Annotated in this window: 14 protein-coding genes; 12 read left to right on the top strand and 2 right to left on the bottom strand. The window is 59.9% G+C overall.

What is annotated here, in order from left to right; genetic code table 11:
• From Q1W15_RS21750 to Q1W15_RS21730, 5 genes are all read left to right on the top strand, one after another.
• A partial coding sequence (locus Q1W15_RS21750; protein ID WP_300732266.1) for a DUF6396 domain-containing protein occupies positions 1-650 on the top strand: 650 nt, incomplete at its 5' end.
• 158 nt (positions 651-808) lie between these two features.
• Complete coding sequence (locus tag Q1W15_RS21745; protein ID WP_300732258.1) at positions 809-1633, top strand: aspartate/glutamate racemase family protein; 825 nt, start codon at positions 809-811, stop codon at positions 1631-1633.
• Positions 1630-3015: a flavocytochrome c gene (locus Q1W15_RS21740; RefSeq protein WP_300732255.1), complete on the top strand. Its 1386-nt coding sequence runs from the start codon at positions 1630-1632 to the stop codon at positions 3013-3015. The genes Q1W15_RS21745 and Q1W15_RS21740 overlap by 4 nt, the downstream gene beginning before the upstream one ends.
• Positions 3012-3800, top strand: a complete 789-nt coding sequence (locus Q1W15_RS21735; protein WP_300732253.1) for an electron transfer flavoprotein subunit beta — start codon at positions 3012-3014, stop codon at positions 3798-3800. Before Q1W15_RS21740 ends, Q1W15_RS21735 begins: the two co-directional genes overlap by 4 nt.
• Complete coding sequence (locus Q1W15_RS21730; protein WP_300732250.1) at positions 3797-4756, top strand: electron transfer flavoprotein subunit alpha/FixB family protein; 960 nt, start codon at positions 3797-3799, stop codon at positions 4754-4756. Before Q1W15_RS21735 ends, Q1W15_RS21730 begins: the two co-directional genes overlap by 4 nt.
• Here Q1W15_RS21730 and Q1W15_RS21725 read toward each other — a convergent pair.
• Positions 4753-5703, bottom strand: coding sequence for a LysR family transcriptional regulator (locus tag Q1W15_RS21725; protein ID WP_300732247.1), 951 nt, complete (start codon positions 5701-5703; stop codon positions 4753-4755). The genes Q1W15_RS21730 and Q1W15_RS21725 overlap by 4 nt on opposite strands.
• 98 nt (positions 5704-5801) lie before the next feature.
• Between Q1W15_RS21725 and Q1W15_RS21720 the strand changes: the two genes are divergently transcribed.
• From Q1W15_RS21720 to Q1W15_RS21710, 3 genes are read left to right on the top strand one after another with little or no spacing between them, the layout of a single operon-like run.
• Positions 5802-7256 carry an FAD-dependent oxidoreductase gene (locus tag Q1W15_RS21720; RefSeq protein ID WP_300732244.1) on the top strand — a complete coding sequence of 485 codons (1455 nt, stop codon included), beginning with the start codon at positions 5802-5804 and terminating at the stop codon, positions 7254-7256.
• Positions 7253-7984 (top strand): SDR family oxidoreductase, encoded by a 732-nt coding sequence (locus tag Q1W15_RS21715; RefSeq protein WP_300732241.1) that lies wholly within the window; start codon positions 7253-7255, stop codon positions 7982-7984. Before Q1W15_RS21720 ends, Q1W15_RS21715 begins: the two co-directional genes overlap by 4 nt.
• Before the next feature lie 22 nt (positions 7985-8006).
• Positions 8007-8582 carry a cysteine hydrolase family protein gene (locus tag Q1W15_RS21710; protein WP_300732238.1) on the top strand — a complete coding sequence of 192 codons (576 nt, stop codon included), beginning with the start codon at positions 8007-8009 and terminating at the stop codon, positions 8580-8582.
• Between the two features lie 69 nt (positions 8583-8651).
• Here Q1W15_RS21710 and Q1W15_RS21705 read toward each other — a convergent pair whose 3' ends face one another.
• Positions 8652-10496 carry a sigma-54-dependent Fis family transcriptional regulator gene (locus Q1W15_RS21705; protein ID WP_300732235.1) on the bottom strand — a complete coding sequence of 615 codons (1845 nt, stop codon included), beginning with the start codon at positions 10494-10496 and terminating at the stop codon, positions 8652-8654.
• Between the two features lie 418 nt (positions 10497-10914).
• Between Q1W15_RS21705 and Q1W15_RS21700 the strand changes: the two genes are divergently transcribed.
• From Q1W15_RS21700 to Q1W15_RS21685, 4 genes are all read left to right on the top strand, one after another.
• Positions 10915-11805 (top strand): VOC family protein, encoded by an 891-nt coding sequence (locus tag Q1W15_RS21700; RefSeq protein WP_300732232.1) that lies wholly within the window; start codon positions 10915-10917, stop codon positions 11803-11805.
• A gap of 78 nt (positions 11806-11883) precedes the next feature.
• The gene (locus tag Q1W15_RS21695) at positions 11884-12420 is read left to right on the top strand and encodes a flavin reductase family protein (protein ID WP_300732229.1); all 537 of its coding nucleotides are present in this window, start codon (positions 11884-11886) and stop codon (positions 12418-12420) included.
• Between the two features lie 55 nt (positions 12421-12475).
• On the top strand, positions 12476-13696 hold the full coding sequence (locus Q1W15_RS21690) for an acyl-CoA dehydrogenase family protein (RefSeq protein WP_300732226.1): 1221 nt from the start codon (positions 12476-12478) through the stop codon (positions 13694-13696).
• A gap of 107 nt (positions 13697-13803) precedes the next feature.
• On the top strand, positions 13804-15480 hold the full coding sequence (locus Q1W15_RS21685; RefSeq protein ID WP_300732223.1) for a DUF1302 domain-containing protein: 1677 nt from the start codon (positions 13804-13806) through the stop codon (positions 15478-15480).
• Positions 15481-15483 lie beyond the last annotated feature (3 nt).

The raw sequence follows: 15483 nt of genomic DNA, 5'->3' as shown, positions 1-15483 counted from the left end.
TGCAACAGGGCTCAGCCGGGCTGAGAAAGGATCCGCAAATGTCTCTGCGCTACTACCGCAAGGCGGCGGATCAAGGCAGTGCCCAGGCGCAGTACGAGGTGGGCGATAAACTGGCACCGATTGACATCGCGCCGGACGTGGCCCGGCAGATGCACCGCTGTGCGGCCGAGCAGGGCCATGGTGACGCAGCTGTTGATTTGGGTATCGACCTTAAATACGAGGGTCAATATCAAGAGGCGCTAAAGGTTTTCCAGATGGGCGTTAAAGCAGGTGATGAAAGCGCTGCCAGTCGGCTGAAAGAGGCCTTTCGTGGCCCTCCTGTCACCAATGAGATGTACTACCTCGCCCAACAGGAAGACCTTGAGCGCGCTGAGCGCTACAAAACCATCTGGCGTGTGCTGGCACGATACTCATACGCCAATCCCACAGTCCCTGAGATCAACGAAATCCTGCCTTTGCCCCCTGCCAAGCTGCCGGCCTGGGACGGCAAGCTGCAATGGCTGGAAGCACGCCTGGCCAATGTGCCACCGAAAAAGCCCAGCGAAGCGCTGATTCAGCAATTGGCCAAGGCCAAGGTGCTTGAGCCTGCCACTGGCAAGCCCATGCCCGTGCTCCCCATACCTTCCGGTGTGGCTTATCGATGGCTATGAGCGAGAGTGCATTGTGCACTTTTGCTGAATAGCCCCTTCGCTGCCGGCAACTACACAGCCTTTGGCGGCGTGCTGATAATCCTTGCTCACTTGCTTCCAGGCGTTCACATGCAGGCCATGTCGGCTTGTAAACATCTGGCTATTGATTGAGGACTTTCATGGGCATTCGTATCTGGCATCAAAGTTTCACTGTGCTGAGCGACCTGGGCGCTTATGACGAGGCTCTGCGTGAGCATTTTCGCAAGGTTGCGCGGCCGGACACTGAAATTCATCTGCATGGCATGCGCCCCGGCACCTATCGCAGCCATTACCCGGGCGATGACATCAAGTATTGCCCCTTGCAATACCTGCATGGTTTGCAGTTTATGGCCGCCGGGCTCAATGCGCAGCATCAGGGTTTCGATGCCTATGCTATCAGCACCTTGCCAGAGCCTGCCCTCAAGGAAACCCGCAGCCTGTTGAACATTCCGGTGGTGGGCTATGGCGAATCGGCCATGTTAACCGCGTGCATGTTGGGGCGTCGGTTCGGGGTGCTGGTGTTTATCGACGAGTTGGCCGACCTGGTGGCAGACAACGCCAAGCGCCACGGGTTGGGCGAGCGGCTGGCGGGCATTCGTCACGTGGGTTTTCACTTCGCCGATGTACTGGCGGCTTTCGATGAGCCCGCTGAACTGATTGAGCGTTTCCGTCAGGCCGCCCGTGGGCTGATCGCCAGTGGTGCTGAAGTGATTATCCCCGGCGAAGCACCGCTGAACGTGCTGCTGGCCCGACACGGCATTAATGAAGTGGAGGGTGTGCCCGTGCTCGATTCGTTGGGTGCCTGGATCAAACAGGCCGAAGCCATGGTGGACTTGCGTCGCTCGATGGGCACCCGGCCGTGTAATCGCGGCTATTTTTCAGCGCAGCCGTCGACGGCGCGGGTGCGCGAGGTGTTCGAGTTCTATGGTTTGAGCCCATTGCTTGAGACGGGAGATTGGGTATGACACGCCACGACTGTGATTTTTTGGTGGTGGGCGGTGGCCTCGCCGGTTTCGCGGCAGCACTCACGGCCGCGCAAGCCGGCTTGCAGGTAGTGGTGTTGGAAAAGACCGCACACACGGGTGGGTCGTCGGCCATGAGCGGAGGCTGCCTGGCATTTGCCGGTACTGACTTGCAACGCAAGCACGGGATCGAGGATTCCTCGCCATTGCTGTTTAGCGATATGGTCGATGTCGGCAAGGGCGAATGCGATGAGTCGCTGGTGCGGTTGTACGCCGACACTCAACTGCACACCTATGAGTGGTTAAAGCGTAACGGCGTGGTGTTTTCTGATGCGATTGAGGCGGCCTCCGGGCAGTCGGTGCCGCGGGTACACAACGTCGACCCGGCCGATATGGTGCGCCAGCTACAGAACGCGGCACTGGCGACGGGCAACGTCACGCTCTGGCTGCAAAGCCGCGCGCGACGTTTGCTGCGCGAAGCGGATGGCCGCGTGGTCGGTGCCACCGTTGAGCGAGAGGGTGAAACCCTGGTGGTGCATGCACGCCGTGCGGTGTTGTTGGCCAGTGGCGGGTTTGTGCAGGATCGTGCGCTTATCCATCGCTTCGCGCCGCACTACGACAATGCCGTGTTTATCGGCGGCGAGGGCAATGAAGGCGACGGGCTGCGCATGGCCTGGGCGCTGGGTGCCGATGTGCGTGACCTGCCCTATATCAAAGGCACTTTCGGCAAGCACCCGATAGATGAACACAATCACCATGCCTGCCTGGCGGTTTATAAGGGCGCTATCGCGGTGAACCAGGAAGGCAAGCGCTTTGTCGATGAGTCCCAGTCGTACAAGCTGCTGGGCGATGCCGTGATGCAACAAAGTGACGGCGTGGGTTATCAGATCCTCGACCACGGCATCATGCACAGCGGTGACAACCAGATCCGCATTCTGGATTTCACTCGTCGGCTGGAAGAAGGGTTGTTTGTCCAAGCACACACCCTGGAAGAACTCGCACGCTTGATAGACGTTCCGCAAGAGGTGTTTCTGGCCCAAGTCAGTGCCTATAACGAGGCCGTGCGCAACGGACTTGAACCCGAATTCGGGCGTAAGCACCTGGTGCATCACCATGGCCAACTGTGCACTATCGAGCACGGGCCGTTCTATGCCTACCCCTCTACAGCGGCGGTGTTTGGCACGTATTGCGGCGTGGTGGTGGACGCTGGTTTGCGGGTCATCGATGTCTTTGGCGAGCCCATCGAGGGGCTGTTCGCTGCTGGCGAAATGATCGGAGGCTTCCATGGTGCGGCGTATATGACCGGCTCGGCGCTGGGTAAAGCCGCCGTGTTCGGGCGGCTGGCCGGGGCCAGTGCGGCAGCGATGGAGGGCGGGCCGAAATGAAGATTCTGGTCCTGTTGGCGGGCGTCGCCGATATGCGTTTTGCCTTGCACCCCATTCGCCTGACCCCCGATGCGCAGATTCTCGAAGAGGGCACCGCCAGACGCCTGCTCAGCCCCTTTGACGAAGCCGCGCTGGAGGTCGCACTGAAACTGCGTGACGGCAACCCTGACACCCGGATCGACGTCTTGCTGCTGGAAGGTCCCAACACGGAAAACCTGCTGCGCAGCGTCGCCGCTTTTTGTCCCGATTCCTTGCAGGCCCTGGGTATACAGGCGGCACGGTTGTGGCACAGCCGTGAGAGTGCCAGGCAGATTGGCGCAGTCATAGACCAGCACTTCCCTGAGCATGAGCTGGTTGTGGTGGGGCGTGAGTTGGGGGATCTGGACGAGGGCAGCCTCCCTACCTTGCTTGCACGCAGCCTTCGGCGACGGCAGTTTGCCATGGCTCAGGTGGCGCAATGGCAAGGCGACCGCCTGCTGTTGATGCGTGAGCGAGGCACCCGTGAAGAGTGGCTGACAGTGGATCAGCCATTACTGGTGAGTGTGACCAATGACAAGCGTAATAGGTTGCGTCACCCCTTGATGAAGAACGTGATGGCGGCCAAGCGCAGGGTATTCACCTGCCTTCCTGTTCCCGTTGCAGTCACCTCGGGGCCGGCACTGCGAGCGCTGGAGGCTGCGCCGGTTACCACACGCGGTGGCCAGTGCCAGATGCTCGGTGGGGACAGCGCACAACAGGCTCAGGCATTGATAGGTTGGCTTAAAGATCAGGGGGTTCATCTATGAAACGGCTGGTGATTATTCCTCAGGTGTGGGGCGCGACGGCGTTGGACACAGCACTGTCTGCAGGCCAGCACCTGGCCGGTGACGGTGGCTTTTCAGTGCTGTTGATCGGCAGCCAGGCGTGCGCGCTGGACCAGGACCTGGCCTGCCGAGCGGGTGCCGAGACGGTGTATCAGGCGCTGCATCCCGGCTTGCAGGAAGGTGATGATACCTACGCAGTGGCCTGTGCCGTCAGCGAAGCGTTGGCGGCCATCCTGCCCAGCCCCCGTGAACCGTATCTGGTTCTGCTGCCACCGGGTACTGCCGGGGAAGAGCTGGCGGCTTTATTGGCAGACCTTCTCGATGGCCAGCCTTTGGGCCGTTGCTTGAGCCTGAGCGTGGAGGGCGAAGCGGTCATCGCTGAGCGCGCCGCCTGGGGGGGGCGCATGCGGATCAAACTGCAGGTTGAGTCGGGGCTTGCGTTTGCGTGTCTGCGGGCCGGTCGCGCCGTGTACAACTTGCCTGTCACCGCGAGCGTTTGCACCCTCGATTTGCACACGAGTTTGCCATTGGGTTGGGTGTTACAAACACATGAAAGCAGCGAACGTTTGCCCCCGTTGGAAGGGGCGAGCCTGGTGGTGTCCGGTGGGCGTGGGGTCAATGAAGCGGGTTTCACGCTGCTTGAAGAGCTGGCGTTAAGGCTTAACGGCACGCTGGGTGGCAGCCTGCCGGCAGTCGATGCCGGGCGGGTTCCCGTGCTGCGCCAGGTCGGGGTGTCCGGTAAATTCGTCAGCCCTCAGGTGTACCTGGCCGTCGGGATCTCCGGGACCTTGCAACACCTTGCTGGTGTGAGTCTGGACAGCCAGATCGTGGCGATTAACCAAGACCCGGAGGCGGACATTTTCAAGGTGGCAGCCGTGGGGATCGTGGGTGAATGGCAAAGTCTGGTGCCGGCGCTGCTCGAGGCGTTGGCACCTTAGGCCAGCCCACGGCGGCCCTGGCGCACTGTGACGTGGGCGTCATGGGCCGGGCGGCGCTGAGCATCCAGGGTGCTTAGCATAAAGTCGATAAAAGCGCGGGTACGGGGGGCGATAAAGCGTGCCTTGGGGGTCACCGCATAAAAGTTGCGGCTGCTGGTGGTCCACTCGGGGAACAGTTCGACCAGTTCGGCGTTCCGGATCAGCCCGTTGACGAACACATCCAGCACATAAATGATTCCGTGCCCGGCCAGTGCCGACTGGATCAGCGTGTCCGAGCTGTTGAAGTGCATATCGCCATTGGGGGTGGTGCGGCAATGCTCTCCCGCGTTGTCGAAAGTCCAGTCCGACACCGTGTAGCGGCAGGCCCCAAAAATACCCAGACAGTGCTGCGGCTGCAGGTCGCGTGGGTGTTGCGGGATGCCGATCCGTTCGAGCAAACCGGGTGCCGCGCAGGCCACATAGCGTGCCTGGTACAGGGGGCGGGCCACCAGGTCGGCATCGTTGACCAGGTCAATGCGAATGGCGACGTCCGTGCCTGTGGCAATAAGGTCCTGTGCATGATCGGTCTGGCGCAAGGCGACCGATAACCCGGGGTGCTGGGCGGTGAACGTGGGCAACGCCGGAAAGATCAAAGCCCGGGCAAAAGCGGCCGGTGATTCGATGCACAACTGGCCGCCGACCTGGCCTTTCTTTTGGCGCACCTGGCCTTCCATCTCTTCAATGTGTTGCAGCACCTTTTTGCATTGCGCGAAATACGCTTCGCCATCGTCGGTAATGCGCAGCGAACGGGTGTTTCGGGACAGCAGCGTGACGCCCAGATAGGTCTCAAGGTTGCGCACACTGGACGTCACGGTGGCGTTGGCGATGTTCAAGGATTCGGCCGCGCGACTGAAGCTGGCACATTCCACTACCCGTACAAACACTTGCATTGCCCAGAGCCTGTCCATCGGTTTTCGCCTTTTCCTAAAAGCCCATTTGCTTGCGCACACTCGAACGCCTTTATACCAGTTCCTATAGTGCTAGCCACAAAAAGAGGAACTACCCAATGGCTGAGTTGAACTTTGATCTGATCGTGGTGGGCTGCGGTGTCGCGGGCTTATCGGCGGCTGTTGCAGGTGCCGAACGCGGGCTGCGTGTGGCGGTGCTGGAGCGGGCAACGCGTGAAGAGCGGGGCGGGCAGAGCCGGTTTACCGAGGCGTACTTGCGCATGAAGAGCCATGATGAAGTCACGGATGACTTCGATACATTTCTGGCGGAACACTCCGGCTACTACCAAGACCCCGATTTTGTCGCTGAAACCCTCGCCGACCGCACGCACTGGTCTGCCCAAACCCGTGCGCTGGCATCGATCGATGCCAGCGTGATCGGCACCTTCGCAGAACAGGTCCCAGGGACCATCGAATGGCTGAAAAGCAACGGGGTCAAGTTTGATTTCCTGCCGACCCAATTTTTGACCAGCACTCAACCGCGCCTGCTGCCAGTGGGGGGCGGTGAAGCCATCGTTGAAGCCCTGGCGAGCAAAGCTGAAACCCTGGGCGTGACGTTTTTCTATGAAACCTCGGGGCGCCAGCTGATCACGCAAGGCCTGGACCGTGTGGCCGGTATTCTGGCGCTCTCGCGCCAACAGGGTGAACTGACGTTACGCGGTGCTGTGGTGTTGGCCAGCGGCGGGTTTGAGGGCAATGCCGAGATGCTGAACCGTTATCTGGGGCCGCGTTCGGTGTTCCTGCGGCCGGTGTGCAAGGGCGCTTATTACAACCGCGGTGAAGGCATTCAGATGGCGCTAGACGTGGGCGCTGCGCCCAGCGGCGAATACGGCAGCTACCATGCCGAACCGGTTGACCCACGTTCGGGCATTTCCGAGCCCTCTATTTTTGTCTTCCCGTACGGTGTTCTGGTGAACCGGCAAGGGCTGCGCTTCACCGACGAGGCACCGGGCACGGTCGATGCCTGGTATGAGCGGGTCACCCGGCAGATTTACCTGCAAGATGAAGGGATTGCCTGGGTCATTCTCGACCAGAAGGTCAAGGACGTGCCCAACTACCGCTTGGCGATTCGTACCGATCAGGCGGCCATTGAAGCCCCGACTCTGGGCGAACTGGCTGAGAAACTGGGCGTTGCGCCTGCCGCGCTCGAGCAGACTGTCGCCGCGTATAACGCGGCCTGTCGCCCCGGCGACTACAAGCCGTTGCAGGTAGATGGCGTGGCTACGGTCGGGCTGGAGCCGGCGAAAAGCAACTGGGCATTGCCGCTTGATCGCGGCCCTTATTTCGCTTACCCGATCATCTCGGCAAACGTCTTCAACTTTGGCGGGCTGAAGGTGGATGAGCAGGCTCAAGTGATCAATGTCGACGGCGATCCGATCCACAACTTGTACGCGGCGGGGGAAACCGTCGGCCTGTATTTTGGCAACTATGCGGGCGGTACCTCGGTACTCAAGGGGCTGGTGTTCGGCCGCCTGGCGGGCCAGGCCGCAGCGCAGCAGCGGGGTGCGCAATGAAGGTGGCGGTGGTCACCGGTGCCGCCGGGGCCATCGGCAGCGCGGTGTGCGCGTTATTGAGCCGTGAGGGCTACAAGGTGGCGGCGCTTGATCTGGCCTCGCCGGCGACGCTGCCCGAGCACACACGGTTTTATGCATGTGATGTGGCCTCACGTATTGCCGTACGCGATACCGTGGAGGAGATCGAGGAGCACATGGGCCCGATAACCGCGCTGGTCAATGTGGCGGGCGTGCTGTCTTGCGGCCGGGGGCTGGACCTCAAGGTGTCCGAGTTCGAGCGGGTGATGCGGGTCAATGTGCTCGGCACGCTGGTGCCGTGCCAGTTGATTGGGCAACGGATGGCCGAACGCAAACACGGCAGTATCGTCAATATGGGGTCTGTGGTCGGCAAGAATGGCGGTAATGCCCGCCCCTGGCTGGACCCTGCGGAGCAAGCCAGCGCCGCCGGGGTTGCCTATGGCATGTCGAAGTCGGCGGTACATACCTTGACCGTGTTTCTGGCCAAGGAACTGGCCCGCTCGGGCGTGCGGGTCAATGCCGTGGCACCTGGCCCGATCGCCACCGAAATGACGGTCACCTTTGCGCACCATCTGCGCGAATTGATTCCCCTGGGACGCATGGGGCGTGCCGAAGAAGTGGCGGCGGCGGTCAGCTTTATGCTGTCGGACAAGGCCGGCTTTATCAGCGGCGAGATTCTGGATATCAACGGCGCACTGTGGTGCGACTGAATCAACTGAGAGAAACGTAAACATGAAAAGTATTTATCTGGTTCTGGACATGCAAAACGATCTGGTACACCCCGACGGTGCCAGCGGTAAAGGCCCGCTTGGCGAGCAAGTACGCAGCCGCGAGATCATTGCCCGCACGGCCGCAGCCATTGCCCGCGCCCGGGCCAAAGGCATTCCGGTCGCTTATGTGCGTGTCGCCTTTTCCGATGATCACCGTGAAGCCAACCCGCACTCGCAGGTGTTCGGGCCTATCGCCAAAAACGGCATTTTGAAAAAGAACGCCTGGGGCGGTGCCGTGCATGATGAACTGGCTGCGCAGGTTCAGGATTGGGACATCGTCAAACACCGGGTGTCGCCGTTCTACGCCACACACCTGGAGGTGCTGTTGCGTCGTGAAGGCATCGAGCGGATTTACTGCAGCGGTGTCAGCACCCAGGCAGTGGTGCAGGCCACGGTACGTGATGCCCATGACCGTGACTTTGATGTGGTAGTGCTGGAAGACTGCTGCGCTTCGCCCTCGGCGCAAGAGCATGAAAATTCCATGGCCAGCATCGCGCGATTCTGCACCCCGGTGAGCGCCAGCGACGCATTCGTGTAACCGTGAAGGCCGCCTGCTGACGTTGACACAACCGCCGGGTCATTGACCCGGCGGTTGTCGTTCAGGGGTTCACTGCGACTCGGGATCGTCCTGCGACATTTTCTTCACCCGATAATCGAGCTGCGCGCGGCTAAGTCCCAACAAGGTGGCGGCACGGGAAATATTGTTGTCACTGAGTTTCATGGCCACCTCAATGTACACCTCCTCGATAAGCCTCAGGCGTACCGGGCCGCGTTGCAAGGCGCGTTGCGCCACCGCAAGCAACTGCTCGTGGCTGGCGTTCTCCTGTTGCGCCAGTGCCACGCTTGGCGGGTTGTCCGGCATGCGAATACCGATGGCCGGGCCGCTGTCCCAACCCACCGTGCCAATGCGTTCCAGGTGCCCGGCCAATGAGTCGAGCCCCGACAGGTGGCGGATGTCCAGCAGATCGCCCTCGTCGCTGAGAATCACTGCGCGCTCAATCACGTTTTCAAACTCGCGAATATTGCCCGGCCAGTGATAATCCAGAATCACTTGCAGGGCCCGTGGCGTCACCCCCGTCAGGTGGCGACCATGCAAGGTGCTCAATTTGCGCATGACCGTGTCGAGCAACAAGGGCAAGTCGTCCTTGCGCTCGCGCAACGGGGCGATGGTCACCGGGAACACGTTCAGGCGGTAGAACAAGTCGCTGCGAAAGCGCCCGGCCTGAACGGCTTTGGCCAGGTCTTCGTTGGTAGCGGCGATGACCCGCACATCGACCTTGATCGTCTTGTTACTGCCCAAGCGCTCCAGGTCGCCGCTTTGCAGCACCCGCAGCAGTTTGCCTTGGGCGGTCATGCTCAATGTGGCGATTTCATCCAGAAAAATCGTGCCACCGTGGGCAATTTCAAACCGGCCCGGGCGGGCGTCGGTGGCCCCGGAGTACGCGCCACGCTGAACCCCGAACAGCTCAGACTCGATCAGTTGCTCCGGAATGGCGGCACAGTTGATCTCAACGAACGGGGTATGGGCGCGCAGGCTATTGCGGTGCAACTCGTGGGCGAACATGGTTTTGCCGACACCGCTCTCGCCCAGCAGCAATACCGTGGCATTGGTACCCGCCACCCGCAGGATTTTATGCATGACGAGGTGATAGGCCGCCGAACTGCCCACCGGGCGGGCCGGGTCGGTTTCGAGGGCGGGGCTTTCTCCCAGGCCAAAAGGGGCGAGTACTGCGGCCTTGGGAGCCGGTTTTAGCGGTTGGCTGCGGCGATGGTCGGTGACCCTCGGTTGAAAGTACTTGAGGTCGTCCTCGGTGTTGTCCCAATCCTCGACCGGTTTGACCACCACACGGCACACGTCATGCCCACAGCCTTGGCACTCGGTCTCTCGGGCCAGCAGGCGGCGACCCATCAGGCGGCTCATAAAGCCCGAGCTGTAGCCCACCTCCATCCAGCAAATGGGGTCGGTACTGGTGCCGTTGGCGGCAATATGCACGTCGCTCTCAACCGAGCGCTTCCACGTAAATTCGCTGTATTTAAAGCCTTTGGCATGGTCGAACTCGATGCACACAGGGGCCACCTGGACCACGCCCGACAGGGAATGGAGCTGGCCGCCAGCGGCGACGATATCGAGTTCGTTACCGGTACCCCGCGCTTTGATCGCCAGGTCGGCATCGCGTTGACCGGTCAGGTAGCCGACCCGGGTCAGCACACCGCGGGTGAACTCAACGCCGTTGCTTTCCAGCAGTTCCTGGCGCAAGGCACCAAAGGCTTCGACGTGCATGAGCATCATGCGTTTGTCGTCCAGCCAGATCAAACCTTCCTGAGGGTTGAAGTAAAGCCGGTCTACCAGATCTTGCATATCCGGGAAACGCAGGTCGGTGATGATATTGATGCCGTTACGTTTGCTGGATTGATGCGTGGGCGCATCACCCCCGGTCGACGGTGTACTCATCGAATAAGCCTTTTGTTTTTATTGGAATAATGCCGAACACGCGATGCCAAACGCGTGCCAAGGCAATGCTTGGCTGATGTTAGCGCGTGGGCGCGAGCTGCTTGTACTGAAACACAAGCCGTGTGAGAGCGCTACCCGTTCCGGCCAGGTTCTCGCCGCAGGGCGGATTCATGAAATCCTTGAATGAAATTCATAAATGTCGAAATTGATGAAGTGCCCGATTTTTCGCCATGGGGTCAAATCAGCGCGGAACACCGCCATTAAAATTTTGTAAGTGGCTGAATATAAACGGCTATTTTTTTAATTTCAGGCGGTATTCGGGGCTGGCACAGCGCTTGCTCTTGTCCTTGTCAACGGCTGCTCCCTCATGGGTTTCATGAATGGGCAGGACAACAAAAACAAGATGAGGGGCAGGCAAATGGCTGAAATACACGCGTTGGCCTATGCGGGGTTCGGTGTCAGTGACCTGGATCAGTGGCAATGGCTCGCGACCGACATTATGGGCATGCAAGTCGCCAGTCGCGATGAGCAGGGTTTGACGTTGCGCATGGACGAATATGCCCAGCGCTTCTTCCTGGAAAAGAACCCCGTTGACGACATTCTGGTGGCTGGCTGGCAGTTTCGCAGCGAGCAGGAGCTTGAAAGCTACATCGCGCAAATGCGTGAAAAAGGGGTGGCTGTCGAGGTGCTGTCTGACGAGTTACGCCAGCGGCGGATGGTTGAGAAGGCCTACAGCTGCCAGGACCCGAATGGTTTTACCCATGAGTTTTTCTTCGGCCACCGTGAAGCCGGGCTCAATGACGTCTTTCACTCCAAGGTGCTGAAAGGCAAGTTCGTCACTGGCGAACTGGGTATTGGCCACATCCTGCCGTTTGCCAAAGACGGCCCCAAGACCGTGAGTTTTTACACGGATATCTTGAAGCTGCGCGTGAGCGATTACATCCGTGAAGAAGTGCGGCCGGGCATGGTGGTGGATGCCACCTTCTTTCACACCGCCACCGGTCGTCATCACTCCATTGCCACGGCGCAGGCTCCGGCCGCCAAAATCCTGAATCACTTCATGGTTCAAGTGGACAACATGGATGACGTCGGCATGGCGTATGACCGCTGCATCAAGGCGGGCATCCCGATCATTCTGGAGTTGGGGCACCACCCCAACGACAAGACCTTCTCCTTTTATGCCCAGACCCCTTCGGGTTTCAACTTTGAAATGGGCTGGGGCGGCGTGGTCATTGATGACCAGCACTGGGAAGTCAAAGCGTTCAGCAAAATGAGCGACTGGGGCCACAAGCGCAACATCGTCCTTTAAGTATCGGCAAGCCGCCGGACCGTGCATTGATCCAGCATCAAGGGCCACCCATGCCCATGAAACAGTGAGGTATTCCCGATGTTAAACGCCATTCAATCGAGCAGTACGCCGCGGGTTGTCCCGCCGATGGTCGCCACCGCAGATTTCTGCAAGGGCATGCGCCATCTGGCCGGTGCCTGTGTGGTGATTGCCAGTGGTGCCGACGGCGAAAGAGCGGGCCTGACCGCCACGGCCGTGTGCTCGATCACGGCGGACCCGCCCCGCTTGTTGATTTGCGTAAACCGCAATGTTCGCGCCCATGAAGTGATCAAGCGGGCAGGGGCCTTCAGCATCAATGTGTTGGCCCATGACCAGGAAGTCATTGCCAAACGCTTTGCCGGCATGGTCGAGGGCGTGATCGGTGAGCAGCGCTTCGCCGAAGGCCACTGGGAGCCGGGGATCAGTGGCGTGCCACTGCTCGAAGACGCGCTGGTCAGCTTCGAGTGCCGGCTGGCTGAAGTGATCCCGGCCAGTACCCACGACATGTTTATCGGTGAAGTGATTGGCGTACGCGGCCTGCCGGAGCAGGACGGTGCCCTGATGTACTTCAACAGCAAGTTCGCAACGCTTAAGTAAAACCCCGGCCGGTTTTGGCGCGCAGGCCCACCCCTAAAACAAGAGATAAAGACCTATGAACAACTTCGTCCCACACACCGGGCTGTCAGGCACCCAGGCGATACCCACCGAAGCGCAACTGCTGGAGCGGGCCCGTGAGTTGATCCCCATGTTGCTCGAAAAGGCCGATTCGGTTGAGCGTAATCGCATGGTGTCCAGTGAAACCATCGCCGCCTTTGTTAATGCGGGCTTCTTCAAGATTTTGCAGCCCAAGCAGTACGGCGGCTGGGAAATGAACCCGGCGGTGTTTTACAAAGTGCTGATGGAACTGGGACGTGGCTGTGCAAGCAGCGCCTGGAACATGATGATTCTGGGCATTCACCAATGGGAGTACGGCTCGCTTGAACCGCAAGCGTGCCTGGACGTTTGGGGTGAAGACAACACCGTTATTACCGCCTCCTCCTACCCGCCGTTTGGCAAAGTTGTAGAAGTGGAAGGCGGTTACGCCATCAGCGGAACCTGGAAAACCTCCAGCGGTTGCGACCACGGTAAATGGGCATTCCTGGGTGGCCTGCGGCGTGATGCCGACGGTAATGTCATCGATCGCCTGTCGATGCTGGTGCCCAGTTCCGCATGGGTGATCGAGGATGATTGGCATGTATTCGGCCTGGCCGGTACCGGCAGCAAAAGCCTGGTCATCAAGGAAGCCTTTGTGCCTTACCACCGGGCCCACAGCCTGATCGAGTACAGCTACAGCGATCGCCCGGCCAATTACCTGTTTCCGTTTAACCAGATCTTCTTCGGGGCCGTGTCGGCGCTGATCGTGGGGATCGGCCAGGGCGGGATTGATGAATATGTCCGCCAGATGAGCGTGCGCACCAACACCACTGACGGCGGTAATGCGGCACTCAGCCCTTACGTCAAGGACCGCTTGGGCAATGCGGTGGTCCGGGTGCGTTCAGCCCGTGCCCGCCTGCTGCAAATGCTGGCCGAAAGCACCGAATACGTTGAGCGGCGCGAACTGGTGCCGGCCTACGACCGTGTGCACTACATGCTCGATATCGCCCGCGTCGGGCGTGATTGCGAAGAGGCCGTGATGCTGCTGTTCAAGGCCACGTCGGCGCGCGGCATTTATCTGAACAACCCGCTGCAACGCATCCTGCGCGACGTGATCGCGGCGGCCAACCACATTACCCAGAACGCTGACGATACCGCCGGCATGCTCGGCGCGTACCTGTTGGGGCAGGCGCTGCCACCGATGATGTTTGGCCGTGATCCCGTGTCCATCCACGACTGAGCACGTGTGCCGGGGGTAGGGGATTACGCCCGGCAAGACCCGGCCGTTGCCGAGAAGGCGACGGCTTATAAAAACAAAAAAACGGCTTATTGCCGAAGAGGTCTTGAATGTCTAAATCTAAGAGTCTGTTTGCGGGATGCGCGCGGCGGGCAGAGCAACGGCTGCGGCTGACCCGGTTGGCCACCGCGCTGTTGGGCTGTTCAGTGCTGACCACGGCGCAGGCGTTTGAGTTTGATACGGGGAACAAAGACCTCAAAGTTCGCTTTGACACCAACGTCAAATACTCCAATGCCTGGCGTGTCAGCGGCCGGGACGACAAATTGGTTGCCGACGCCAACCTGGACGACGGCGATCATAACTTCAGCAGAGGCATGATCTCCAACCGCCTCGACCTGTTTTCCGAATTTGACCTGTCGTACCAGAAGGTGGGCATGCGCCTCAGCGGTGCGGCCTGGTACGACGACATTTACAACCAGGGTAATGACAATGACTCTCCGCAAACGGTGAACTCTTACACCGTGCGCTACGACCAGTTCACCCGCGACACCCGCGACTTGCATGGGCGCAAGGCGGAATTTCGCGATGCCTTTGTTTACGGCAATTACGACCTGGGCGATGAAATGTGGGGCGTGTCCCGGTTGGGCCGGCATTCACTGGTCTACGGCGAAAGCCTGTTCTTTGGTGCTAACGGTATTGCCGCCGGCCAGCAGCCTATTGATGCGATACGGGCGCTGAGCGTACCCAACACACAATTCAAAGAGCTGGGCTTGCCGGTCAACCAGTTTTCCACGCAACTACAGATCACCCCGACCGTGTCGGTGGGCGGTTACTACCAATTCGAATGGGAGCGCACCCGGATTCCAGCCGCAGGCAGTTATTTCAGCCCGGCGGACCTGCTGGATGCCGGCGGGGAAAGGATTGTCATTGAACGCTTTGCCGATGGCGTTCCGGCGGCCTCGTTTTACCGCGGCAAGGACATCAAAGCCCGCGACAGCGGCCAGTGGGGTGCACAACTGCGCTACCGATCCGAGGCGCTGGATACCGATTTCGGCCTGTACGCGATCAACTACCACGACAAAAACTTTCAGACCCAATTGCGCCCGGGGGCTTACGCCGGTGCACGACCCGACCAGATCGGCGAGTACATGCTGGTCTTCCCGGAAGACATCAAAGCTTACGGCTTGAGTGCCAACCGTGGCTTTGGCGATGTCAACCTGGGCTTTGAAACCTCGATTCGTGACAACGCGCCGCTGGTCAGCCTGACCGTCACGGACTTCACGGGCACCCACAACAACGATTCCAACCCGCTCTATGCCGTGGGCCGTACCGCCCACGCGCAGGTCAACATGATTTACATCATGCCGATGGGAACCTTCTGGGACACCGCCACCCTGTTGGGTGAGGTGGCCTGGAACCGGACCCTGAGCATCCAGAAAAACCGCGACAACATCGACCCCAATGCCACCCGCGATGCCACAGCGATTCGCGTGGCCTTCTCGCCCATGTACTTCCAGGTCATGGACGGTGTGGACCTGACGGTGCCCATGGGCCTGAGCTACGGCATCGACGGCCGTTCTTCCGCTGTCGGCGGCTTCAGCCAGGACAAAGGCGGGGATTACAACATCGGCCTGTCAGCCGAATACCTGAACTCGGTGACGTTCACCCTGGCTTACACCGGTTACTACGGCCCCACAGGGCCGATCAACATTGACGGTGTCAGAACATTCAAACAGACCAGTGCTGACCGGGATTTTGTGTCCTTCAGCGTTTCTCACACATTCTGAGTA

This window comes from Pseudomonas sp. (assembly GCF_030150285.1).
Lineage (GTDB): Bacteria > Pseudomonadota > Gammaproteobacteria > Pseudomonadales > Pseudomonadaceae > Aquipseudomonas.
Note: the sequence above shows the minus strand (reverse complement) of the source record. Positions and strands in the feature narration are given on the sequence as shown.